The organism is Neorhizobium sp. PAMB6630, from assembly GCF_058242775.1.
Map to the genome: position 1 here is coordinate 2,541,253 of NZ_CM177836.1, position 21,269 is coordinate 2,562,521.

The 21,269-nt window shown below is 61.5% G+C and carries 20 protein-coding genes; 9 read left to right on the forward strand and 11 right to left on the reverse strand.

Features of this window, described 5'->3' with window-relative positions:
- The first annotated feature begins 12 nt into the window (after positions 1–12).
- Positions 13–2,073: a prolyl oligopeptidase family serine peptidase gene (locus tag AC4CWF_RS12155; RefSeq protein ID WP_491281915.1), complete on the forward strand. Its 2,061-nt coding sequence runs from the start codon at positions 13–15 to the stop codon at positions 2,071–2,073.
- Positions 2,070–2,498 carry a DUF1284 domain-containing protein gene (locus tag AC4CWF_RS12160; RefSeq protein ID WP_491281916.1) on the forward strand — a complete coding sequence of 143 codons (429 nt, stop codon included), beginning with the start codon at positions 2,070–2,072 and terminating at the stop codon, positions 2,496–2,498. Before AC4CWF_RS12155 ends, AC4CWF_RS12160 begins: the two co-directional genes overlap by 4 nt.
- Positions 2,499–2,572: 74 nt before the next feature.
- Here AC4CWF_RS12160 and AC4CWF_RS12165 read toward each other — a convergent pair whose 3' ends face one another.
- The 4 genes from AC4CWF_RS12165 to AC4CWF_RS12180 all read right to left on the reverse strand — a co-directional run bounded on the left by AC4CWF_RS12165 (position 2,573) and on the right by AC4CWF_RS12180 (position 5,945).
- Positions 2,573–2,977, reverse strand: coding sequence for a host attachment family protein (locus AC4CWF_RS12165; RefSeq protein WP_491281917.1), 405 nt, complete (start codon positions 2,975–2,977; stop codon positions 2,573–2,575).
- A 305-nt stretch (positions 2,978–3,282) separates the two neighbouring features.
- On the reverse strand, positions 3,283–3,888 hold the full coding sequence (locus AC4CWF_RS12170) for a nitroreductase family protein (RefSeq protein ID WP_491281918.1): 606 nt from the start codon (positions 3,886–3,888) through the stop codon (positions 3,283–3,285).
- A gap of 109 nt (positions 3,889–3,997) precedes the next feature.
- The gene (locus AC4CWF_RS12175) at positions 3,998–4,447 is read right to left on the reverse strand and encodes a DNA polymerase III subunit chi (protein ID WP_491281919.1); all 450 of its coding nucleotides are present in this window, start codon (positions 4,445–4,447) and stop codon (positions 3,998–4,000) included.
- Between the two features lie 7 nt (positions 4,448–4,454).
- Positions 4,455–5,945: a leucyl aminopeptidase gene (locus tag AC4CWF_RS12180; protein ID WP_491281920.1), complete on the reverse strand. Its 1,491-nt coding sequence runs from the start codon at positions 5,943–5,945 to the stop codon at positions 4,455–4,457.
- Between the two features lie 170 nt (positions 5,946–6,115).
- Between AC4CWF_RS12180 and AC4CWF_RS12185 the strand changes: the two genes are divergently transcribed.
- The 7 genes from AC4CWF_RS12185 (at position 6,116) to rsmA (ending at position 14,591) form a co-directional block, all read left to right on the forward strand.
- Entirely contained in the window at positions 6,116–6,892 is a 777-nt protein-coding gene (locus AC4CWF_RS12185; protein WP_491281921.1) for a phosphatase PAP2 family protein, read from the forward strand.
- Between the two features lie 97 nt (positions 6,893–6,989).
- Positions 6,990–8,168, forward strand: coding sequence for an LPS export ABC transporter permease LptF (lptF, locus tag AC4CWF_RS12190; protein ID WP_491281922.1), 1,179 nt, complete (start codon positions 6,990–6,992; stop codon positions 8,166–8,168).
- Complete coding sequence (lptG, locus tag AC4CWF_RS12195; RefSeq protein ID WP_491281923.1) at positions 8,165–9,253, forward strand: LPS export ABC transporter permease LptG; 1,089 nt, start codon at positions 8,165–8,167, stop codon at positions 9,251–9,253. Before lptF ends, lptG begins: the two co-directional genes overlap by 4 nt.
- A complete protein-coding gene (locus tag AC4CWF_RS12200; protein ID WP_491281924.1) occupies positions 9,253–11,583 on the forward strand; it encodes an LPS-assembly protein LptD in 2,331 nt (776 codons plus the stop codon). Before lptG ends, AC4CWF_RS12200 begins: the two co-directional genes overlap by 1 nt.
- Before the next feature lie 178 nt (positions 11,584–11,761).
- On the forward strand, positions 11,762–12,709 hold the full coding sequence (locus AC4CWF_RS12205) for a SurA N-terminal domain-containing protein (protein WP_491281925.1): 948 nt from the start codon (positions 11,762–11,764) through the stop codon (positions 12,707–12,709).
- A complete protein-coding gene (gene pdxA / locus AC4CWF_RS12210; protein WP_491281926.1) occupies positions 12,706–13,761 on the forward strand; it encodes a 4-hydroxythreonine-4-phosphate dehydrogenase PdxA in 1,056 nt (351 codons plus the stop codon). Before AC4CWF_RS12205 ends, pdxA begins: the two co-directional genes overlap by 4 nt.
- A gap of 2 nt (positions 13,762–13,763) precedes the next feature.
- Positions 13,764–14,591, forward strand: coding sequence for a 16S rRNA (adenine(1518)-N(6)/adenine(1519)-N(6))-dimethyltransferase RsmA (rsmA, locus tag AC4CWF_RS12215; protein WP_491281927.1), 828 nt, complete (start codon positions 13,764–13,766; stop codon positions 14,589–14,591).
- Positions 14,592–14,666: 75 nt separating this feature from the next.
- Here rsmA and gmk read toward each other — a convergent pair whose 3' ends face one another.
- From gmk to fabD, 7 genes are all read right to left on the reverse strand, one after another.
- The gene (gene gmk, locus AC4CWF_RS12220) at positions 14,667–15,341 is read right to left on the reverse strand and encodes a guanylate kinase (protein WP_491281928.1); all 675 of its coding nucleotides are present in this window, start codon (positions 15,339–15,341) and stop codon (positions 14,667–14,669) included.
- A gap of 3 nt (positions 15,342–15,344) precedes the next feature.
- Entirely contained in the window at positions 15,345–16,232 is an 888-nt protein-coding gene (locus AC4CWF_RS12225) for a YicC/YloC family endoribonuclease (RefSeq protein ID WP_491281929.1), read from the reverse strand.
- A 46-nt stretch (positions 16,233–16,278) separates the two neighbouring features.
- Positions 16,279–17,499 carry an endolytic transglycosylase MltG gene (gene mltG, locus AC4CWF_RS12230; protein ID WP_491281930.1) on the reverse strand — a complete coding sequence of 407 codons (1,221 nt, stop codon included), beginning with the start codon at positions 17,497–17,499 and terminating at the stop codon, positions 16,279–16,281.
- Positions 17,500–17,614: 115 nt separating this feature from the next.
- Positions 17,615–18,877, reverse strand: a complete 1,263-nt coding sequence (fabF, locus tag AC4CWF_RS12235; protein WP_491281931.1) for a beta-ketoacyl-ACP synthase II — start codon at positions 18,875–18,877, stop codon at positions 17,615–17,617.
- A gap of 116 nt (positions 18,878–18,993) precedes the next feature.
- Positions 18,994–19,230: an acyl carrier protein gene (locus tag AC4CWF_RS12240; RefSeq protein ID WP_003502080.1), complete on the reverse strand. Its 237-nt coding sequence runs from the start codon at positions 19,228–19,230 to the stop codon at positions 18,994–18,996.
- 293 nt (positions 19,231–19,523) lie between these two features.
- Positions 19,524–20,261, reverse strand: a complete 738-nt coding sequence (gene fabG, locus AC4CWF_RS12245; RefSeq protein WP_491281932.1) for a 3-oxoacyl-[acyl-carrier-protein] reductase — start codon at positions 20,259–20,261, stop codon at positions 19,524–19,526.
- Positions 20,262–20,278: 17 nt separating this feature from the next.
- Positions 20,279–21,223, reverse strand: a complete 945-nt coding sequence (gene fabD / locus AC4CWF_RS12250) for an ACP S-malonyltransferase (RefSeq protein WP_491281933.1) — start codon at positions 21,221–21,223, stop codon at positions 20,279–20,281.
- Between the last annotated feature and the right edge of the window lie 46 nt (positions 21,224–21,269).

Genomic DNA, 21,269 nt, shown 5'->3' on the forward strand with positions numbered 1-21,269 from the left:
AGGAGCAGCGCCATGGATCTCTTTCTCGAAAAAGACGACGATCCGCAGACGCTGGCCTATGTCGCCGCGCGCAATGCCGCGTCGCAAGAGGCGCTGACGACGCCCGCCATGGAGGCTGATGCGGCAGCGCTTCAGGCCATGATGGAGCGCCAGGACAGGCTGATCGTCCCCACCCGGCGCGGCAATTGGCTGTTTGACTTCAACCGCTCCCGCGACAATCCGCTCGGCGTGCTGCGCCGCCTGCCGGCAGATCGTGCCCCGCGCGCCGATGCCCCCTGGGAAACGGTCTTCGACGTCGATCAGTTCTGCGCCAGCGAAGGCAAGCGCTGGATCTTTGGCGGCTCCGTCACCTGCCCCTTCGAGCCGACGCGCGTGCTTTTGCGCCTGTCGGACGGCGGCTCGGACCTGACGCGGTTTCTGGAATTCGACCTTGAGGCAAAGGAGATCGTTAAGGGCGGTTTCGATACGCCGGCTGTACGCGCCCACGCCAACTGGCTGAGCCGCGACGAGATTGCCTATTTCGGCTCGATCGACGCATTTTCTGCCACGCAGTCCGGCTGGCCGCGCGTCGGGCGACGGCTGCGGCGTGGCCAAGCGCCGGCAGAGGCCGAGGTGATCTTTGCAGCCGCCGAAACGGATGTGACCGGCTATGGCTTCATCATCGACCCTAAGCTTGGCGGTTACGAGGGGCCGGACAAGCGGGAGATCCGCGTGTTCGGCATAAGCCACGAGATCGGCAAGGTCAGCGTGCAGGTGGAGGACGGCGCGGGTATCGCCCGGCGTCTGCCGCTTCCGACGGAGATCGGCTTCGACCTCAATCACAGCCATTGCCTGTGGCTTGCCAAGAATGATGAGCAGGTGGCAAGCGGCAGTCTTGTGCTGCAGGCGTTGACGCCCTTTGGCGAGGAGCCGCTCTCCCCCACGCGCCGCATTCTGGTGGAACCGGCACCGGGACGCGCCGTGCATCATTTCGCGCTGCTGCGCCACTTCGCCGTCTATTCGGTGGATGACCGGCTTTCCCCCTCGCTCTACGTGCTGGATCTGACGCGGCCGGAGGCGGAGCCCCAGCGCATTGCTCTACCTGAGGGCGTCGAGGCGCTTTACTTCACGCCTGTTTATGCCGACCTGCATCTGGGGGATGACACACTGTCGGTGATCGGCTCCGGTTTCCTGGTGCCGCCGACCCGGTATACGCTATCTTTGTCTGACAAGGACCGGCGTCCGATCTCCGTGCCGCCGGTTCTGGTGTCGGAAGATACCTCGCCCGCCTATTTCAATGCTGAGGGCATGACAAGCGAGCTTCTGGAGGCCACGTCTGAGGATGGCACGAAGGTGCCGTACCATCTTGTGCTGCCGAAAGAGTGGACCAAAGGCGAGCTGCCGGTGCTGATCTATGGCTACGGCGGCTTTTCCGCCTCGCTCGCCCCGCATTATTCCGGCACCACCGGCCGGTTTCTCGAACAGGGCGGCGCTTATGTGCAAGCCTATATTCGCGGTGGTGCAGAACTTGGGCCGCAATGGCACACGCCCGCAAAGCGCCACGGCCGCCACAAGGCGTATGAGGATTTCGTCGCCATTTCCCGCGATTTGGTCAAGCGCGGGTATTCAAAGCCGTCGCGCATTGCCTGCACCGGTGGCAGCAATGGCGGTCTTCTGACGGGCGTGATGCTGACGCGTTATCCGGATGATTTCGGCGCCATCTGGTGCCGTGTGCCGGTCATCGACATGACGCGCTTCCACCTGTTTCCCGCCGGAAAGGCCTGGATGGACGAATACGGCAACCCGGATGACGAGGCCGACCGTGACTATCTCCTCAGCTATTCGCCGCTGCACCAGATCAAGCCGGCGGCAGAACAGGCTTACCCGCCGCTCTACATCGAAAGCTCCAGCAATGACGACCGGGTGCATCCCTCGCATGCACGCCGCTTCGACAAGGCTCTGCAAGCGTCCGGCCACACGCCCCTGTTTCATGAATATGGCTCCGGCGGCCATGGCGGCGCCGGTAATTCCGCTGAAATGGCAAGGCGTACGGCGATGGGTTACAGTTTTCTGCGCCAGACCATTTTGAAATGACCATACGCCTGCGGCCCCACCATCTCCTTTGCCTGCTGACCTATGCAGGCAAGGGATACAGTGCGCCCTTTGTCGCCAATTACGATCGGATCGCGGAGCGCATGTCGCACGGTGAAGATATTCTGATCGTCGAGGGACCGGACGACATCTGCGCGCCGCTGCTGAACGAGGCTGATCCGCATTGCAGGCGAACAAGCGTGCGCGAACGCGATGAGAAGGCAGCGCATGACGTGGGCGAACTGCTGAACCATTCGATTAAAGCCGGTTCACGCCTCAGCATAGATGAAGCGTGGCTGCACCAGATGCGCGGCGCGTTTGCAGACGGTCGAACGCGCCAAGCCTGCGCAGGCTGCGAATGGTCTGATCTGTGCAGTGCAATTTCGGCCGAGGGTTACAGCCAGGTGCGCATCAGGCCACCGGCCTGACGCAGTTTTGCATATCTCCGCCCGCGGCCCTGTCCCTCTGTCTTCGAAAGAGGAAGGGGTCGCGAGCCTCTCGTTTAGGCAGCAGCCAGAGCTTTTTCGATATCCTGGATCGAATGGCCGGTCAGGTCCTTGTCGAGTTCGCCGATCAGCACGTCGGACAGAGACTTGTGGTAACCCTTGCGCAGTTCGCCAAGCGTGCGGGGCGATGCGACAATGACGAGGCTCTTGATCTTGCCGCTCAGGACATGGCTGTTCAGCATGGAAATCACGCCTGAACCAAAGGCATCCTCGTTCTGCTGGCTGTCATCGGGATTGGCAGCACTGCTGGGATGGCGGGCACCGGATGCGATAACCGAGTCATCGATGACCTCCGAATCCATGGCCTTCAGCTTCGGATTTTTCGCATCGCCATTGTTCTGGAAAAGGCTGAGTTTTTCGCCGTCGGCGACCGCAATCACAGTGTTCTGGGGAAGTTGCATCTGGGTTCTCCATGTTCAGCAAGGCCTGTCCCGTGCGGGAGGCTTTTGCCGCGTGCAGTTGCAACTGTAATCCCTGGGACAGCGATCCGTTCCTTGTGGGAAGCGGTTTCCTTCGGTGGTGGCGGCTGAACAAGGCAGGGGCGTTGGTCGCCGGCTTCGGAACGGCTGACGTTCCAATGAGCGAAAATGCCGGCAGCGTTGGCGCGGAACGAAGCAGTGCCGGCCGGCCCGGACCTGGATGGAAAACCGGAAAACGGTTTTCCATCCGATCTCAATTGATCACTGATGTCCTTGCCGGTCCGGGATCAGGCTTTGAAGGCGCCGTGGACGGCCAGTGTGTCGAGCGGCTGGCGCGGGCTTGGCACTTCGCGGGCCTGAAGCGCTTCCGGCAGGAGCGATGCCTCTCCTTGCGTGCCGATGGCAACGGCTGCGTGCAGCACATGGTCTTCGGGAAGGTTCACGGCCTTGGCCATGGCGGCCTTGTCAAAACCGGCCATGGCATGGGCGGCAAAGCCTGCCATATGGGCCTGCAGGGCAAGATAGCCCCAGGCGGTGCCGGCATCAAACGTGTGGCTGCCGTTGTCGCTGGCTTCCGTCTTGCCGGGTGCGGTGAATTTCGTCGCGCTGGCGATGATGACGAGCGCCGAGGCGTTCTTGGCCCAGGACTGATTGAACGGCATGATGGCATCAAGGATCGGCTGCCAGCCGGCATCGCCACGCAGCGCATAGATGAAGCGCCAGGGCTGGGCGTTGAAGGCAGACGGCGCCCACCGGGCGGCTTCCAGAAGGCCAAGCAGCGTTTCTTCGCTCATCGTCGCATCGGTAAAGGCGCGCGGCGACCAGCGTGCGGGAAAGACATCTGCAACCGGATGGTCGGCGGTGCGGGTATTGACCGGGGCGTTCGCGTTCATGGCATCCAAACTCCGAGTTTCGAGGATACCTACCGCTAGCAAGGCATGCTGCGATGCACAAGTAGCCGTAGCGAGAGCAGACTGGCTGGCGGCATGCAGGGCGTGTCGCTCACGCCTTCTTGACCCAGCGCCCCTCTTCAGACTGCTGCCAGTAGGTGAGCTGGTGACCTTGCATCTTCAGCTGCTTCCAGTGCCTCCGCGCGCCCTCCAGCTGGGCAGCGTCATAACCATCGAACATGAAGACCACGCGCTCATAGGGCGCAAGATCGGCCGGCTCTGCGCCATCCACCATGAAGCGAACCGTCGCACCGTTCGCATTGGCGCCGGTGACCGTCAGAAGCACCGGCTGGTGTTCCGCCATATCCCCCTGATCGGTGCCATGCGGGAGGAAACTTTCCTCCCGATAGGTCCACAAATGCAGGTCGAGCGCATCGCGGCGCGCCTCTCCCACCGTCTGAAGCACGACGCGCCAGCCCCGCTCGACGCTTTTCTCAAGAAGCGCCGGCAGCGCCTCCTCAAGCTTCGATTCGGTCAGATGGTAGAAGAGAACCTCGGTCATTGCGCCATCACGCCTCGTAACGATCGCGCACCAGCTGGTCGAGCAGGCGAACGCCGTAGCCGGAACCCCAGGACTGGTTGATCTCGTTGAACGGCGAGGCCATGGCGGTGCCCGCGACATCCAGATGCGCCCAAGGGGTTTCACCAACGAAGCGCTTCAGGAACTGGGCAGCCGTGATCGATCCGGCATAACGCCCGCCACTGTTCTTCATGTCGGCAAACTTCGAATCGATGATCTTGTCGTACTCCTTGCCGAGCGGCATGCGCCACAGCTTTTCGCCGCTTTCCTCGCCGGCTGCCAGCAGTCCGTTTGCCAGTTCGTCATCGTTGGAAAAAAGGCCCGCCTGCAGATTGCCGAGCGCGACCAGAATGGCACCGGTAAGCGTGGCCAGATTGATCATGAAGCGGGGCTTGAAGCGTTCTTTCGTATACCAGAGCGCATCGGCCAGAACGAGGCGGCCTTCGGCATCGGTATTGATGATCTCGATGGTCTGGCCCGACATGGAGGTGACGATATCGCCGGGGCGCTGGGCATTGCCGTCGGGCATGTTTTCCACAAGCCCGATGATGCCGATGGCATTCACCTTGGCCTTGCGGGCGGCAAGCGTGTGCATGAGGCCGGTGACGGCAGCAGCGCCGCCCATATCGCCCTTCATGTCTTCCATGCTGGCGGCCGGCTTGATCGAGATGCCGCCGGTATCGAAGACGACGCCCTTGCCGACGAAGGCCAGCGGCGCCTCGCCGGCTGTTCCGCCGTTCCACTGCATGATGGCCATGCGGGCCGGACGCGACGAGCCTTGCGCCACGCCGAGCAGCGCACCCATGTCAAGCGCGGTCATTTCGGTTTCGGTGAGGATTTCCACCTCGAGCCCAAGCGATTCGAGCGCCTTGGCACGATCGGCAAATTCGACGGGACCAAGCACGTTCGGCGGCAGGTTGACGAGTTCGCGGGCAAGATTGACGCCGCCGGCGACTGCCTCAGCCGAAACGAGTAGCTCTGTTGCCGCCTGATGGGCTGATGTGACGATGGTGATCGTGACGGCTTTTGCCGCCTTGTCCTCGTCGTCCTTCTTTTTTGTCTTGTAGGCATCGAAACTGTAGGCGCGCAGCAGAAGGCCGGTCGCGAAATCCACAGCCTTCTCAGGCGTCACCTCAGCGCCCGGCGCATCGAGAAACACGGTTACGGTTTCGGCGCGCTTGATCACGCTGGATGCCTTGCCGCCGGCGCGCAGCCAGTCATAGGCCTTCAGTTCGTCCGGCTTGCCAAGCCCGATCACCACCACGCGGTCGAATGGAGACTGGTGCGGCGCCAGAAGCTCCAGCACACCCATCTGCTTGGCCGAAAAGCCCGAAATCCCGGCGGCACGCGCAATCACACCTGCCGGATCGGCGACCGAAAGCCCTGCAGGCGCATGATCGCCCGACAGCTGCATGGCAATAGCAAGGCCACCATCGGCGGGTGCGGATGGTGCGAAACGGATCGTGTACTGAACAGACATTTTATCTCCGGATGCAGAGGATGTGGTAATACGTCAGGGCCAATCTGGGACAATGGCACTTGAACGGCAAGGGTGGCGGCACAAAGGTTCCACACCAGCGTCGCAATATTGTCATTGAGCACTCTTAACGGCTAAAGTCACCTGCACCGCTCACCGAAGGCTTAACCGTTTTGGCATACACGTTCCAGTCACGCGGTCAGTTTTCCGGGCGCCGCGCCCGGGTTCTCTTTCGCCGTCCAGCGACGTGGCTGATCACGCTCATGGGCGCCTGGTGGTTGCTGCTCGCAATCTTCTATGTCTTTCCCGGCCTCGACATCGATGTCGCACGCACCTTCTTCCGGGAAACGGCCTGTGGCGCAGAGCTTGCGGCGGGACGGATCTGCGGGCTGTTTCCCTATTCGCAGCAATGGCTGCTGGTGATGATCCGAAAATTCTTCTTCTATCTGCCGGTCTCCGTTGCCGGCGTCATCCTGATCCTGCTGATCCGCAACCTCCAGCACCATGGTGCGACCTACAGTGCAGCTGCCACGCGTCGCTACTCGATTGCACTCATTTCCTTCGTCGCCGGCCCCTATGTGCTGGTGAACCTGGTGCTGAAGACGATTTCCGGCAGGCCGCGCCCCTACCAGACGGATCTTTTCGGCGGACCGGATCTCTTTACCGCCGCCGGCACGCTGGACGGCGCCTGTACAAACAACTGCTCGTTCATTTCGGGCGAGGCGGCGGGCGCCGGGTGGCTCGTCTGCCTGATCGTGCTTTTGCCGCCGCCGCTTCGACCGATCCTCGGACCGCCGATGTTTGCCATCTGCCTCATCCCGCCGGCGCTCAGGATTTCGTTCGGCGGGCACTATCTGTCCGATGTGATGCTGGGCTTCCTGTCGTCCTGCGTCGTTTATGCCGCGGTTGCCACATACTTCCAAATGACACAGCCGGAAAAAAAACAGTGACCACAAACAGTTTTGTGAAAAAGTCACTGTCGCCATGGCGCGTCAAATTGCATAGAACGCCAATCGTGGCCGCAGTGAAGCGACGTACCGGATCAGAATGAAGCTCCTCGAACTCTACATATTGCGGCGATCCTTCCAGATGTTCCTGGTCACCCTCGTTCCGGTGCTGACCATCATCTGGACCATACAGGTGCTCGGCCGCATCAATCTGGTAACCGATACGGGCCAGTCGATCGGCTCGTTCGCGACGCTTGCCACCTTCATCCTGCCCACCATCATTCCGGTCGTTCTGCCGTTTGCTGTCGTCATCGGCATCACGCAGACGCTGAACGCGATGAACAACGATTCGGAAATGGCCGTCATCGACGCCGCAGGTTCGCCCCGCATGGTGCTCTACCGGCCGGTGATGATGATGGCGCTCGGCCTTGCGGCGCTGTCCTTCCTCATCAGCAATTTCGTCGAGCCTGCGTCCCGCACCAGCGCGCGCGAAATGGTGGCGGAAGCTTATGCCGACCTGCTCTCCTCCGTCATCGAGGAAAAGACCTTCCGCAGCATCGAGGACGGGCTTTATGTGCAGATCTCGGAGCGCCATTCGGGCCGTGTGCTGAAGGGCCTGTTCCTGGTCGATTACCGCGACCCCAACTGGGACCTCATCTATTACGCCCGCGAAGGCTCCATCGACGACAGCGGCACGACGCTGACCATGCGCGACGGCGAAGTGCACCGCAAGGCAAAGGACGGGCGCATTTCCGTCGTCAAGTTCCTCTCCTATGCCTTCGATCTCTCGACCATGACCGAATCGACCGGCAATGCCACGATCTATGCCGGCGACCGCAGCCTTGGTTTCCTGCTCAACCCAGACCCGACCGACAAGGCATTCCTCGCCTCGCCCGGCAGTTTCCGGGCGGAAATCCATCGGCGCCTGTCGGACTGGATGCTGCCGTTGGTGTTTGCGCTCGTGTCCCTGGTGGTGGCCGGCAGTGCCCGTTCCAGCCGCCGCGCCCGCCTGCATCCCATGGTGTCGGCGCTGATCATCGCCTTTGCGATCCGCTGGCTGAGCTTTTATGTGTCGAACGGTTCGAAAAACGATGCGAGCTTCGTGCCGCTCGTTTATCTCGTGCCGATCGGTTCGGGTCTCATCGCCATCTTCATGCTGGCCACCAACCGGCAACTGCGGATGCCCTCGTTCGTGGCGAATTTTGCCGGGCACTGGATGAACCGCGCCGAACGACGCCTGGCACGGGTGACGGCGGGCAAGGGGAGCGACAGCCCATGATCTCGCGCACCCTCAGCTGGTACTTTTTCAAGCGCTACATCGTGACCGCCGGCTGGTTCTTCCTCGGCGTCTGCGGCATCATCTTTCTCGCCGATTTCTCCGAGACGAGCCGGCGCATGTCGAACTTCGTCGGTTATACGGTGCCGGGCGGCCTGCTGATGAGCCTGCTTCGCCTGCCGCTGATCTTCCAGCAGACCATCCCGACGCTCACCCTCTTCATCGGCATGACGACGCTGATCACGCTCAACCGCCGCTCCGAACTGGTGGTGGCGCGGGCAGCCGGGCTTTCCGTCTGGCAGTTCATCATGCCCTTCGTCGCCGGCGCCTTCATGATCGGCCTGTTTGCCACCATGGCCATCAATCCGCTGGCGGCCTGGGGACAGAATCAGGCGACCAATATCGAGACCGACTGGCGCAAGGCGAGCAATGCCGAACGCGGCTCCAACTTCCTGCCCTGGCTTCGCCAGATCAGCAAGGATGACGACACGATCATCGGTGCCAAGAGCTATACCAAGGGCGGCAGCGAACTGAGCGACGTGGTGCTTTTCCACTTCGATCAGAAGGGCCGCGTCATTCTGAGACAGGACGCAACGAGTGCGACCTTGGAGGATGGTTACTGGAAGCTTAACAACGTTCTGGAAACGCGCACCGATGCACCACCGTCACGCAAACCGGAAGCCGAAGTGCCGACCAACCTTCGAAAAGAGTTCCTTCAGGAATCCCTCTCGAAGCCGGATAGCGTTGCTTTCTTTGACATTTTAAGAAAAATTGATGTAGCCCGCACGTTTGGTATTTCCACCAAGCCGCTGGAAACGCAGTTTCACTCGCTTCTGTCGATGCCACTTCTTCTGGTGGCAATGACGTTGATCGCCGCAACCGTTTCTCTCCGTTTCAGCCGCATGGCGCAGTCGCGCTCGGTGATTCTGGGTGGAATCGTCTGTGGCTTCGTGCTTTATGTTGTAACCGTGCTCGTAAGGGCATTCGGGAGCAGCGGAGTTGTTCCGCCATTCGTCGCCGTCTGGATTCCAGTCGTCGTCGCCATGGCGCTCGGAGCAACGATTTTGCTTCATCAGGAGGATGGCTAGTGGCGGTAATTGACCGCGGGAATATCAGACGGCTTTTTGCGGCCCTGCTGACAAGCACGGCTGTAGCACTTGTTGTCGTTGGCCCCTCACCTGTTCTGGCCCAGAGCGCGCCTCTGGCGCCTGAAGTCGCCGACGGAGCGAAAATGCTCCTGCGCGCCAATGAACTGACCTATAATCAGGATATCGAGCGCGTCACCGCCGTCGGTGGCGTGCAGATCTATTACAATCGCCACCGCATGGTCGCCCAGCGCGTGGAATACGATCAAAAGACCGGTCGCGTCATGGCGACGGGCAATATCGAACTGATCGAGCCCGACGGGGCGCGCATCTATGCCGATTCGATGGACGTCACCGACAATTTCGGCGAAGGCTTTGTCAATTCGCTGCGCGTCGAGACGACCGATAACACGCGCCTGGCCGCCGAAAGCGCCGAACGCCTGCCCGACGACAAGATGGTGCTGAACAATGGCGTCTACACCGCCTGTCTGCCCTGCGCCCAGCGACCCGACAAGGCACCGCTCTGGCAGGTGAAGGCGCAGCGCGTCATCCGCGACGGCAAGAACCACACGATCCGCCTTGAACATGCCAAGTTTGAACTGTTCGGAATGCCGATCGGTTATGTGCCTTTCGTCACGGTTCCCGACGAAACGGTCGAACGCAAGTCGGGTTTCCTGTTTCCGCGCATGAGCCTCACCGACAAGCTCGGCTTCGGCACGACCATACCATACTATCAGGTCTTCTCGCCCAGCATGGACGCGACGATCAGCCCGACCTACTATACCAAGCAGGGTCTGCTGTTGCAGGGCGAGATCCGCAACCGTTTCGAGACGGGCGATCACATCTTGCGCTTTGCCGCCATCGATCAGCAGAGCCGCAGCGCCTTTGACGCCGGGACAAGCGACGAACGCGCCAGCACGCGCGCCATGGTGGCCTCCAAGGCACATTTCCAGATCAATCCGCGATGGACCTTCGGCTGGAACGTGATGCTCCAGACGGACAATAATTTTTCCAAGACCTACCGGCTGACCGGCGTCAATTCGACGCCCTTCACCAACGACATCTACCTGACGGGCCTTGGAAACCGCAATTCCTTCGATCTGCACAACTACTATTTCGACGTGCAGGACAACACCTCTTCGCGGAAGGCCGAAAAGCAGCAGGCGATCGTCTACCCGGTCATCGACTACAAATATTATGCCCCCGAGCCGGTGTTTGGCGGGCAGTTGTCGATCACGTCGAACTTCACCAACCTTTCGCGTCGTGAAGATGATTTCTACTCCGAAGGTGGCGCCACCCGCTTCCGCGGCCTGGAAGGCAGCTATAGCCGTTTCACCACCGAAGCCGAGTGGGAACGCACCTTCACCACCGACGAAGGCCTGCTGCTGACGCCGCTTCTGGCGGCGCGCGGCGATGCGCTTCGCGCCACGGGCTCGGACGCGCCAAGCTTCAACGGCGTATCCTATGACGGTGACTTCAGCGGCGGCAATGCCGATACACGCTACATGCTGACAGCCGGTCTCGAGGCGCGTTACCCGATCCTCCTCAGCACCGACAACAGCACGCATGTCTTTGAGCCGATCGCGCAACTTTACGTGCGCCCCGACGAGCAGATGGCCGGCGGCCTGCCGAACGAGGATGCGCAAAGCTTCGTCTTTGATGCGACCTCGCTTTTCGACCGCGACAAGTTCTCCGGTTACGACCGCGTTGAAGGCGGCACGCGCGCCAATGTCGGCATCCGCTACAACGGTTCCTTCGACAATGGCATCGGCCTTCGCGGCATCGTCGGGCAGTCTTACCAGCTGGCGGGCCTCAACTCGTTCTCGACGCCTGACCTGGTTAATGTCGGCGCCGATTCGGGCCTCGAATCGGACGTCTCCGATTTTGTCGGGATGGCCGCCATCGATCTGCCCAAGGGTTACAGCCTTTCAGTGCAGGGCCGGTTCGATGAAAAATCGCTCGACCTTCGCCGCGCCGATGTGGGCTTCAACTACAACCTGGCGCGCACAAGCGGCTCGCTTGTCTACACCAATATCCAGCCACAGCCGGAATACGGGTCGGTGGACAAGGGCGAATACCTGAAGTCCAGCAACAACCTGCGCGTCAACGAAAACTGGTCTCTGGCGACGTCTGCGACCTGGGACATGAACAAGCAGGAAGTCATCCGGCGCGGCATCGGCATGACCTATGCCGACGAATGCACTGTGTTCACGGTGGCCTACAGCGACGAGCCGGCCAATACCGATCCGAACGACTGGACGGTGACGGCCCGCCTCACATTCCGCACGCTCGGCGAAATCGCCATCGGTTCGGAAGACAGCAGCGACAATTGAACGGATCGGGCACTGACCGGAGCTTTTGCGGAGCCTGCGGGCGAAACGCAGGGGCTCCGGCTTGCCGGCCCTTGCGAAGGTCATTGTTTCGCCGCATGAATTATGCAATCGAACGCGATGTACATTACCGGATGAGCGGGTGACCCTTGAAGGTGACGCCCCACCGCAGGAGGAACGAATGATGTTTGCCAGCATAGCCTTGCGCCGGGCGGCCCTTGCCGCGACCGCACTCGCTGTCTCCTTCGTCGTGACACCGGCACCGCAGCAGGCCTTTGCCGCAAGCCAGGTGGTGGCGGTGGTCAACAAGACGCCGATCACCAGCACCGACGTCACCAAGCGCGTCGCCTTCCTCAAATTGCAGCGCAAGACAGGCAACCTGGAGAAGATGGCCCGCGACGAACTGGTCGAGGAAGCCCTGAAGCGGGAGGAAATCGCCCGCGTGCGCATGTCGGTCAGCACCGACGAGGTGGACAAGGCTTTTGGCCGCTTTGCAGCAAGCAACAAGTTGTCGCCTGACCAGATGGCACAGATCCTCGACAAGGCCGGCGTCGGCGTCGATCACTTCAAGGCCTTCATCGCCATCCAGATGAGCTGGCCACGCCTCGTCAACGCGCGTTATGGCTCTGGCGGCAAGATGTCGTCGGAAGAGCTGGTGAAGCGCATGATGCAGAACAAGGAAAAGCCGGTTACCACCGAATATTTCCTCCAGCAGATCATTTTTGTCGTACCGCCGGCCAAACGCGGGGCAATCCTTGGCAAGCGCAAGGCGGAAGCCGAATCCTCGCGCTCGCGTTATCCGGGCTGCGACCAGGCAAAGGATTTTGCCAAGACCATGCGCGATGTGTCCGTGCGCAGCCTCGGCCGCGTGATGGAGCCGGAACTTCCCCCTGAATGGAAACCGCTGATCGAGAAGGCGTCTGCCAATGGCACGACGGCAACCCGCGAGACCGAGCGCGGCATCGAATTCCTGGCGATCTGCACCAAGCGCCAGGTATCTGACGATACGGCCGCCGAAGTCGTCTTCCGCGCCGAAGATATCGGCAAGCAGGACAAGAACGGCGAGAACCCCAACGACGCCAAGTATCTCGAGGACCTGCGCAGCAAGGCGCAGATCGTCTATCCTTGAGCGGCCTTCGGGACGTCTCCTCGACCGGTCTTCATGGCGATGATCGCCCGCTGGCGCTGAGCCAGGGGGATCCGGCCGGCATTGGCCCGGATATCGCCCTTGTCGCCTGGGCAAAACGCCGGCAGCTTGGCCTGCGGCCCTTCCTCTACATCGGTGATCCCGCGGTCATTGCCGCGCGCGCGCGTCTGATCGGCCTCGACGTGGCGTTTCGCGAGGCGGATACGGATACGGCATCCGCGATCTTTGCCGATGCCTTCCCTGTTCTGCCGGTTGCCATCGGCGCGGAAATCGAGGCCGGGCGTCCGCATGTGGCCTCTGCCCGCAGCACGATTACCGCCATCGAAACGGCCGTCGCGCTTTGCCTTGCCGGCAAGGCCTCTGCTGTCGTGACCAACCCGATTGCAAAATCCGTGCTCTACGAGGCCGGTTTCGGTTTTCCCGGCCATACGGAATTTCTCGCCGATCTCGCGGCGAAAGCAACCGGAACGCCCTTCACACCTGTCATGATGCTGGCTGGCCCCAAGCTGCGCACGATCCCCGTCACCATCCACATTCCGCTGAAGGATGTGGCGACGGCGCTGACGCAGGACCTGATCATCGAGACCTGCCGCATTGCCGACCATGACCTGCGCACGCGCTTTGGCATGGCGCATCCGCGTCTCGCCGTTGCCGGCCTCAACCCGCATGCGGGCGAGGACGGCGCGATCGGCCTTGAGGACCGCGATCTGATCGAGCCCGCCATCAGCACACTGCGCCAGCACGGCATCAATGCCTTTGGTCCCCTGCCCGCCGACACCATGTTCCATGACGAGGCGCGCGCCCGTTACGACGTGGCGATCTGCATGTATCACGATCAGGCGCTGATCCCGGCGAAGGCGCTCGGCTTTGACGATTCGGTCAATGTGACGCTTGGCCTGCCCTTCATCCGCACCTCCCCGGACCATGGCACGGCCTTCGGGCTCGCCGGTCAGGGTGTTGCGCGCGAAACGAGCCTCGTTGCCGCATTGAAGCTTGCCGCAAGCCTTGCCGATACGGCCAGGGACGCATCCTGACCATGGCGACACTCGACGGTCTTCCGCCACTGCGCGATGTCATCGATCGCTTTGGCCTTGATGCGAAAAAGGCGCTCGGGCAGAACTTTCTGCTCGACCTCAACCTTACCCAGAAGATTGCCCGCACCGCAGGACCGCTAGAGGAGACGACGGTGATCGAGGTCGGCCCCGGCCCCGGCGGTCTCACGCGCGCTATCCTGTCGCTCGGCGCAAAGAAGCTGATCGCCATCGAGCGCGATTCCCGCTGCCTGCCGGCGCTTGCCGAGATCGGTGATCATTACCCCGGTCGCCTTGAGGTAATCGAGGGCGATGCGCTGAAAACGGATTTCCAGTCGCTTGTTCCTGACGGCCCGGTGAAGATCATTGCCAACCTGCCCTATAATGTCGGCACGCAGCTTTTGATCAACTGGCTGCTGCCGCCGGTCTGGCCGCCCTTCTGGCAATCGCTGACGCTGATGTTCCAGAAGGAAGTCGGCCAGCGGATCGTCGCCAAGGGCAATGATGACCATTTTGGCCGGCTTGGCGTGCTCTGCGGCTGGCGCACGGAGGCGCGCATGGCCTTTGACGTTCCGCCGCAGGCCTTCACCCCGCCGCCGAAGGTAACCTCCACCGTGGTGCATCTGACGCCGCGCGAAACGCCGATGCCCTGCGATGTGGCAAAGCTGGAGCGGGTGACGCTTGCAGCCTTTGGCCAGCGCCGCAAGATGCTGCGCCAGAGCCTGAAACCGGTTGGCGGCGAAGCACTGCTCAACCGCGCCGGCATCGATCCGGCAAGACGCGCCGAGACACTGTCGGTCGAGGAATTCGTGACGCTTGCCAATCTCATCTGACGGCACCGAAACCATACGAAAAGGGCACCGCATCCAAAGATGCCGGTGCCCTTTTGTCTGTTGGCGAATGATGCTTCAGGCGCGGGCGGAAAGCTCCGGCTCTTCCTGCAGCAGGTTCTCGACAAAATCGAACAGGCCGTACCGACGGTCACGGCGGATGCGTTCGGCGTTCACGATGCAGCTGACATGGCCAAAGGCTTCATCCAGATTGTCGTTGACGATGACATAGTCGTATTCGCGCCAGTGGGCGATTTCCGAACGGGAATTGAGAAGGCGGGTGCGGATGACCTCTTCGGTGTCTTCGGCGCGCCGATGCAGGCGCGACTGCAGTTCCGTCATCGATGGCGGCAGAACGAAGATCGAGACGATGTCCGCCTTCATCTTGTCCTGCAGCTGCAATGCGCCCTGCCAGTCGATATCAAACAGCATGTCGCGGCCGTCCGCCATCGCCGCTTCCACCGGCTCGCGTGGGGTGCCGTAGAAATTGCCGTGGACTTCCGCCCATTCCAGCAGTTCGCCATTGTCACGCATCCGCTCGAACTGCGGGATGGTGATGAAGTGGTAATGTTTGCCGCCGATCTCGCTCGAGCGCTTGGCGCGTGTGGTGACGCTGACGGAGATTTCGAGGCTATGATCGTCACGCAGCAGGTTGCCGGCAATGGTGGATTTGCCCGCGCCTGAGGGCGAGGACAGGACCAGCATCAGGCCCCGACGGGCGATTTTGACGGGCGATGACGGCGCCGGGCTCATGCGCTACTCCAAATTCTGGATCTGTTCTCGGAACTGATCGATGACCACTTTCAGCTCTATACCAGCAGCCGTGACCTGAGCCGAGTTGGATTTGGAACAGATCGTGTTGGATTCACGGTTAAATTCCTGGGCGAGGAAATCCAGCCGCCGGCCGATGGGCCCGCCCTTGGCCAAAAGCTCGTCGGCGGCAGCCACATGGGCCTTCAGCCGGTCCAGTTCCTCGCGCAGATCCGCCTTGGTGGCAAGAAGTGCAGCCTCTGCATAAAGCCGGTCGCGGTCCAGCCCGCCTGCACCGTCGATGAGGAGCGCAAGCTGCGCGGAAAGCCGCCGCGCTGTCTCTTCCGGCGTGCGCGAGGGATCCTGTTCGATCACCTGCGTCAGCTGTTCGATGGTGCGCACCTGCTGGTCGAGGATGGCGGCTAGCGCTGCCCCCTCGCCAAGACGCATGGCAACGAGATCGTCGAGCGCTGTTTCAAGCCCCGCCATCACGGCTGCATTGCGCGCCTCGGCTGCCTCAGGCCCGTCTTCTGCTTCCTTGATCTCCACCAGGCCACGGATGGAGAGAAGGCTGTCGAGCTTCAGCGGCGCCGGGTCCACGAGGTCACCCAGTTGCTGCCGCAGCGCCAGCACCGCATCCAGCGCATCGCGGTTGACGACCGCCTCCACGCGCGCCTCGGCAACCGACAAAGACAGGCTTGCCTGGATGTTGCCGCGGTTGAGGCGGGCCGCAACCTGCTTGCGGATGTCGTTTTCGAGAAGCTCGAGACCGGGCGGCAGGCGCAGGCGCATGTCCAGCCCCTTGCCATTGACCGAGCGCAGTTCCCAGGCAAAGCGATAGCGCCCGACGACGCCCTCATGCCGGGCAAAGCCGGTCATGGACTGAACGTTCATGCCACATTCCTCAAACGCTGACGGCTGCCGGACGGCAGCCGCGATCTTAATTGTTGTTGGCCGGCTTTTCCGCCTCGGCGCCGCCCGGCTGGCCATCGGTCACTTCGGAATCAGCCGCACCTCCTGCGGGACGCTGCGCCTCGATCTGGCGCCAGCGGCGCACATTGGCGTTGTGCTCGTCCAGCGTTGCCGCAAAGGCGTGGCCGCCGGTGCCGTCGGCGACGAAATAGAGATCCTTCGTGCGCCACGGATTGGCAACCGCCTCCAGTGCTGCGCGGCCCGGATTGGCGATCGGCGTCGGCGGCAGGCCCTTGATCTGGTAGGTGTTGTACGGTGTCTGCTTGTCGAGGTCGGCGCGGGTGATCGGACGGTCGGATGGCTTTCCGGCGCCGCCGAATATGCCATAGATGATCGTCGGGTCCGACTGCAGGCGCATGCCCTTGTTCAGACGGTTGATGAAGACGGATGCGACATGGGCGCGCTCGTCATCCTTGCCGGTTTCCTTCTCGACGATGGAGGCGAGGATGATAAATTCCTGCTTCGTCTTGATCGGCAGGTCCGGATCACGCTTTTCCCAGATCTGGTCGATCAGCCGCTCCTGGGCGGCGCGCATCTGCGACAGGATTTCGGTCCGCTTGGTACCGCGCGAGAACTTGTAGGTATCGGGCCGCAGGCTGCCTTCCACCGGCTTTTCCTGCGGCAGGTCGCCTTCCAGCACCGGATCGTCGGAGAGACGCGCAAACATCTGCTGCACGGTCAAACCTTCCGGCATCGAGACCGAATAGAGGATGGATTTGCCCGATTCGAGCAATGCCGCCACTTCCTTCATCGAAGCGCCCGCCTTGATCTCGTATTCGCCGGCCTTCAGCGTCTTGGTATCGCCGAGATAGGTATCGGTGACGTAACGGAAGATGCGGGCATCCGAGACGATGCCGTTGCGCTCCAGCGTCTGGGCAATCTCGACCAGACCGGCCCCCTGGCGGATGATGACATGGCTGTTGGTTTCAAGCGGCCCGGGCCGCTGATAGGTGGTGATGACATAATAGAAGCCGGCGACACCGACGACACAGGCCAGCACCACCATCGTCATCAGGAAGTTGAGGAAGATGACGATCTGGCTGCGGGCTTTTTTCGAACGACGCGGCGGTTCAGGCACGCGTTCCGGCTTCAGCGCCTCGTTGGGCGATTTCGGAATGAAAGGGCCGCCGCCGGATGAACCGGTGCCGCGGCCCGAAGCCATGTCGCTGCTGTTGTTCGTGTCGGTCACCGGCACTCCTTCTGAGACTTGCGTATTGCTTGCGCTTTTGCTCAAGCAATACGGCAAAAACACGGTTCAGAAGACGACAGCCCGGCACAGAAGCCCGGCAGACCCGTCTGTCGTTTTAGCCTTCGTAGCGGCGCAGCACGAGGGAGGCGTTGGTGCCGCCGAAACCGAAGGAATTGGAAAGTGCCACGTTGATCTCGCGCTTGCGCGCCACATGCGGAACGAGGTCAATTTTCGTTTCGACATCCGGGTTGTCAAGATTGAGCGTCGGCGGCGCGATATTGTCACGAATGGCAAGCACGGAGAAAATTGCCTCGATAGCGCCCGCGGCTCCCAGAAGATGGCCGACGGCCGACTTCGTGGAAGACATGGAGACCTTGGAGGCGGCATCGCCGACAAGACGCTCGACAGCGCCAAGCTCGATCGTATCGGCCATGGTGGAGGTGCCGTGGGCATTGATATAGTCAAGATCAGCCGGCGTGAGACCGGCGCGCTTGACGGCAGCGCTCATGCAGCGGAAGGCACCATCACCATCCTCTGATGGAGCGGTAATGTGGTAGGCGTCACCCGTCAGGCCGTAGCCGACGACTTCCGCATAGATCTTGGCGCCACGCGCCTTGGCGTGCTCAAGCTCTTCCAGAACCACAATGCCTGCCCCCTCGCCCATAACGAACCCGTCGCGGTCGCGGTCATAGGGGCGCGAGGCCTTGGTCGGATCGTCATTGTGCTGGGTGGACAGCGCCTTGCAGGCGGCAAAGCCGGCGAGCGAAATGCGGCTGATCGGGCTTTCCGCACCGCCGGCCACCATCACATCGGCATCGCCGAACGCAATGAGGCGGCTTGCGTCACCGATGGCGTGCGCGCCCGTCGAGCAGGCGGTGACGACCGAATGGTTCGGACCGCGCAGCTTGTGCTTGATGGAAACATGGCCGGAAACGAGATTGATCAGGCGTCCGGGAATGAAGAAAGGCGAGATGCGGCGCGGGCCCTTGTCGCGCAGCGTATAGCCGGCGTCCACGATGCCTTCGATGCCGCCGATGCCGGAGCCGATCAGCACGCCGGTGGCGCACTGGTCTTCATAGCTTTGCGGATGCCAGCCGGCATCGGCCAACGCCATGTCGGCAGCGGCAATGCCATAAACGATGAACGGATCGACCTTGCGCTGCTCTTTCGGCTCGACCCAGTCATCGGCAATAAAAGCGCCTTCCGTTGCGGGATCCGTGGGGATGCGGCAGGCGATTTTGGCAGGAAGATCTTCGGTTTCGAATTCGGTAACGCGGCGCGCAGCATTATGGCCAGCGATCAGCCTGGACCAGCTGATTTCCGTGCCGCAGCCAAGAGGAGATACCATTCCGGTACCGGTGATAACGACACGCCTCATGCCAGCGTCCCACCCCGCATGTATTATGTTATATCACAATATCGAAGCGGCCCGAGCATGCCGGGCCGCTCATGAACAATCACCCGAAGGGCGTGTTCGTCAGATATCGATCGAAATCAGGCCTGGGCCTTCTCGATGAACTTGACGGCGTCGCCGACCGTCAGGATCGAGTCAGCAGCGTCGTCAGGAATTTCAACGCCGAATTCTTCTTCGAAGGCCATGACGAGTTCGACGGTGTCGAGCGAGTCGGCGCCCAGATCGTCGATGAAGCTCGCGCCTTCGACAACTTTGTCGGCATCGACGCCGAGATGATCAATGACAATTTTCTTAACGCGCTCTGCGATATCGCTCATGTCGGTTTCCTCGACCTTTATCTTTCCGGATTGCCTCACCGGCATCCGCACCCTGTTGAAACCCTTGACCGCCTTTTTTTAAAGAGGCCGGCTTAAGGGCAAACTCGCTCACCCGAAACAAGACTGTAAACTTTAGATGCGCAAATTGCACCAAGTCCATCAATATTCGGGGTGACTGTTCACAGTCAATGGCCCGCTTAACACGGTTTTATCGTGCCGCAAAGCCAGAAATTGTCCCGCCACCCCGCCACCAACAGGCAATGCTGCTGGAGGGCGTGGCGGACCCAACCCATTCAGATCATTGCCATGCCGCCGTTGACGTGCAGCGTCTGGCCCGTAACATATCCGCCTTCATTGGAGGCGAGGTAAAGAACGGCGGCGGCGATATCGGCACCCGCCCCCATCCGCTTCATCGGGATGGCACCAAGAATGCCGTCCTTCTGCTTGTCATTGAGCTTGCCGGTCATCGCGCTTTCGATGAAACCCGGCGCGACGCAGTTGACCGTGACGTTGCGGGACGCGATTTCCTGGGCCAGCGACTTCGAAAAACCGATCATGCCGGCCTTGGAGGCACAATAATTGGCCTGGCCCGGATTGCCGGTGACGCCAACGATCGAGGTGATGTTGATGATGCGGCCAAAGCGGCGACGCATCATCGGATGGGTCAGTTCGCGCGTCAGGCGGAAGGTGGCGGTGAGGTTCACTTCCAGAACCGCATCCCAGTCCTCGTCGCTCATGCGCACGAAAAGGCCGTCCTTGGTGATGCCGGCATTGTTGACGAGAATATCGACGCCGCCCATGTCGGCTTCGGCCTTTTCACCAAGCGCCTTTACCTCGGCGCGGTCGGACAGGTTCGCCGGAAACACAAAAACGCGCTCGCCAAGCTCCGTGGCCAGCGCCTGAAGCTTTTCGGCGCGGGTGCCGTGCAGGCCGACGGTTGCGCCCTGCTTATGAAGCATGCGGGCGATTTCCTCGCCGATGCCGCCGGTGGCGCCCGTTACCAGGGCCTTGCGGCCGGTCAGATCAAACATGGTGTATCCCTTTGCAATCAGCCGAGGAGTGTCTTCAAAACGGTGTCGATATCGGCGGGCGTGTTGACGGCAATGCCGGTGACCGACTTGTCGATGCGGCGCGCCAGGCCCGTCAGGACCTTGCCGGTGCCGATCTCGTAAAGCGTGGTGACGTCGTTTGCACCGAACCACTCGACGGTTTCGCGCCAGCGCACCTGGCCGGTGACCTGGCTGACGAGCAGCTGGGCGATCTCATTGGCATCACGAACGGGCGCGGCGCGCACATTGGCGATCAGCGGCACGACCGGATTGTGTTTTGCCACCTTGTCGAGCGCGTGGCTCATGGCGTGAGCGGCCGGCGCCATCAGGTCGGAATGGAAGGGGGCCGAGACCGGCAGCATGATGGCGCGCTTGGCGCCCTTTTCGGTTGCAAGCGCTGCTGCCTTTTCGACAGCCGCCTTGGAGCCTGAAATGACCAGCTGGCCGCCGCCATTGTCATTGGCGATCTGGCAGATGCCGCTATCGCGGGCGGCAAGGCAGACCGCTTCGACATCGGCGTGTTCAAGCCCGATGATGGCAGCCATCGCGCCTTCACCGACGGGAACCGCCGACTGCATGGCATCGCCACGGGTGCGCAGCAGACGGGCCGTATCGGAAAGCGAGAAGGTGCCGGCAGCACACAGCGCCGAATATTCGCCGAGCGAATGGCCGGCGACATAAGAAACCTTGTCGGCAAGCGACAATCCGCCTGCTTCCAGCACGCGCATGACGGCCATCGAGACCGCCATCAACGCCGGCTGCGCATTCGCCGTCAGTGTCAGGGCCTCTTCCGGGCCGTTCCACATGATGTCGGTGAGCTTCTGGCCCAGCGCCTCATCGACTTCGTCGAAGACGGCACGGGCTTCCGGAAAGGCGTCCGCCAGATCCTTGCCCATGCCGACGGCCTGGCTTCCCTGGCCGGGAAATGTGAATGCAATGCTCATGGGATGTAATTTCCTTCCCTTTTTTGCCTTTCCATTCACATTCTAT

Bases quoted from the DNA above. Each gene is read 5' to 3' on its own strand.
- fabF (WP_491281931.1), bottom strand. From the start codon at position 18,877: ATGAGGCGTGTCGTTATCACCGGTACCGGAATGGTATCTCCTCTTGGC.
- AC4CWF_RS12225 (WP_491281929.1), bottom strand. From the start codon at position 16,232: ATGAACGTTCAGTCCATGACCGGCTTTGCCCGGCATGAGGGCGTCGTC.
- AC4CWF_RS12165 (WP_491281917.1), bottom strand. From the start codon at position 2,977: ATGCAACTTCCCCAGAACACTGTGATTGCGGTCGCCGACGGCGAAAAA.
- AC4CWF_RS12175 (WP_491281919.1), bottom strand. From the start codon at position 4,447: ATGACCGAGGTTCTCTTCTACCATCTGACCGAATCGAAGCTTGAGGAG.
- AC4CWF_RS12155 (WP_491281915.1), top strand. From the start codon at position 13: ATGGATCTCTTTCTCGAAAAAGACGACGATCCGCAGACGCTGGCCTAT.
- lptF (WP_491281922.1), top strand. From the start codon at position 6,990: ATGAAGCTCCTCGAACTCTACATATTGCGGCGATCCTTCCAGATGTTC.
- gmk (WP_491281928.1), bottom strand. From the start codon at position 15,341: ATGAGCCCGGCGCCGTCATCGCCCGTCAAAATCGCCCGTCGGGGCCTG.
- rsmA (WP_491281927.1), top strand. From the start codon at position 13,764: ATGGCGACACTCGACGGTCTTCCGCCACTGCGCGATGTCATCGATCGC.
- fabD (WP_491281933.1), bottom strand. From the start codon at position 21,223: ATGAGCATTGCATTCACATTTCCCGGCCAGGGAAGCCAGGCCGTCGGC.
- AC4CWF_RS12205 (WP_491281925.1), top strand. From the start codon at position 11,762: ATGATGTTTGCCAGCATAGCCTTGCGCCGGGCGGCCCTTGCCGCGACC.
- AC4CWF_RS12180 (WP_491281920.1), bottom strand. From the start codon at position 5,945: ATGTCTGTTCAGTACACGATCCGTTTCGCACCATCCGCACCCGCCGAT.
- AC4CWF_RS12160 (WP_491281916.1), top strand. From the start codon at position 2,070: ATGACCATACGCCTGCGGCCCCACCATCTCCTTTGCCTGCTGACCTAT.
- AC4CWF_RS12240 (WP_003502080.1), bottom strand. From the start codon at position 19,230: ATGAGCGATATCGCAGAGCGCGTTAAGAAAATTGTCATTGATCATCTC.
- fabG (WP_491281932.1), bottom strand. From the start codon at position 20,261: ATGTTTGATCTGACCGGCCGCAAGGCCCTGGTAACGGGCGCCACCGGC.
- AC4CWF_RS12170 (WP_491281918.1), bottom strand. From the start codon at position 3,888: ATGAACGCGAACGCCCCGGTCAATACCCGCACCGCCGACCATCCGGTT.
- lptG (WP_491281923.1), top strand. From the start codon at position 8,165: ATGATCTCGCGCACCCTCAGCTGGTACTTTTTCAAGCGCTACATCGTG.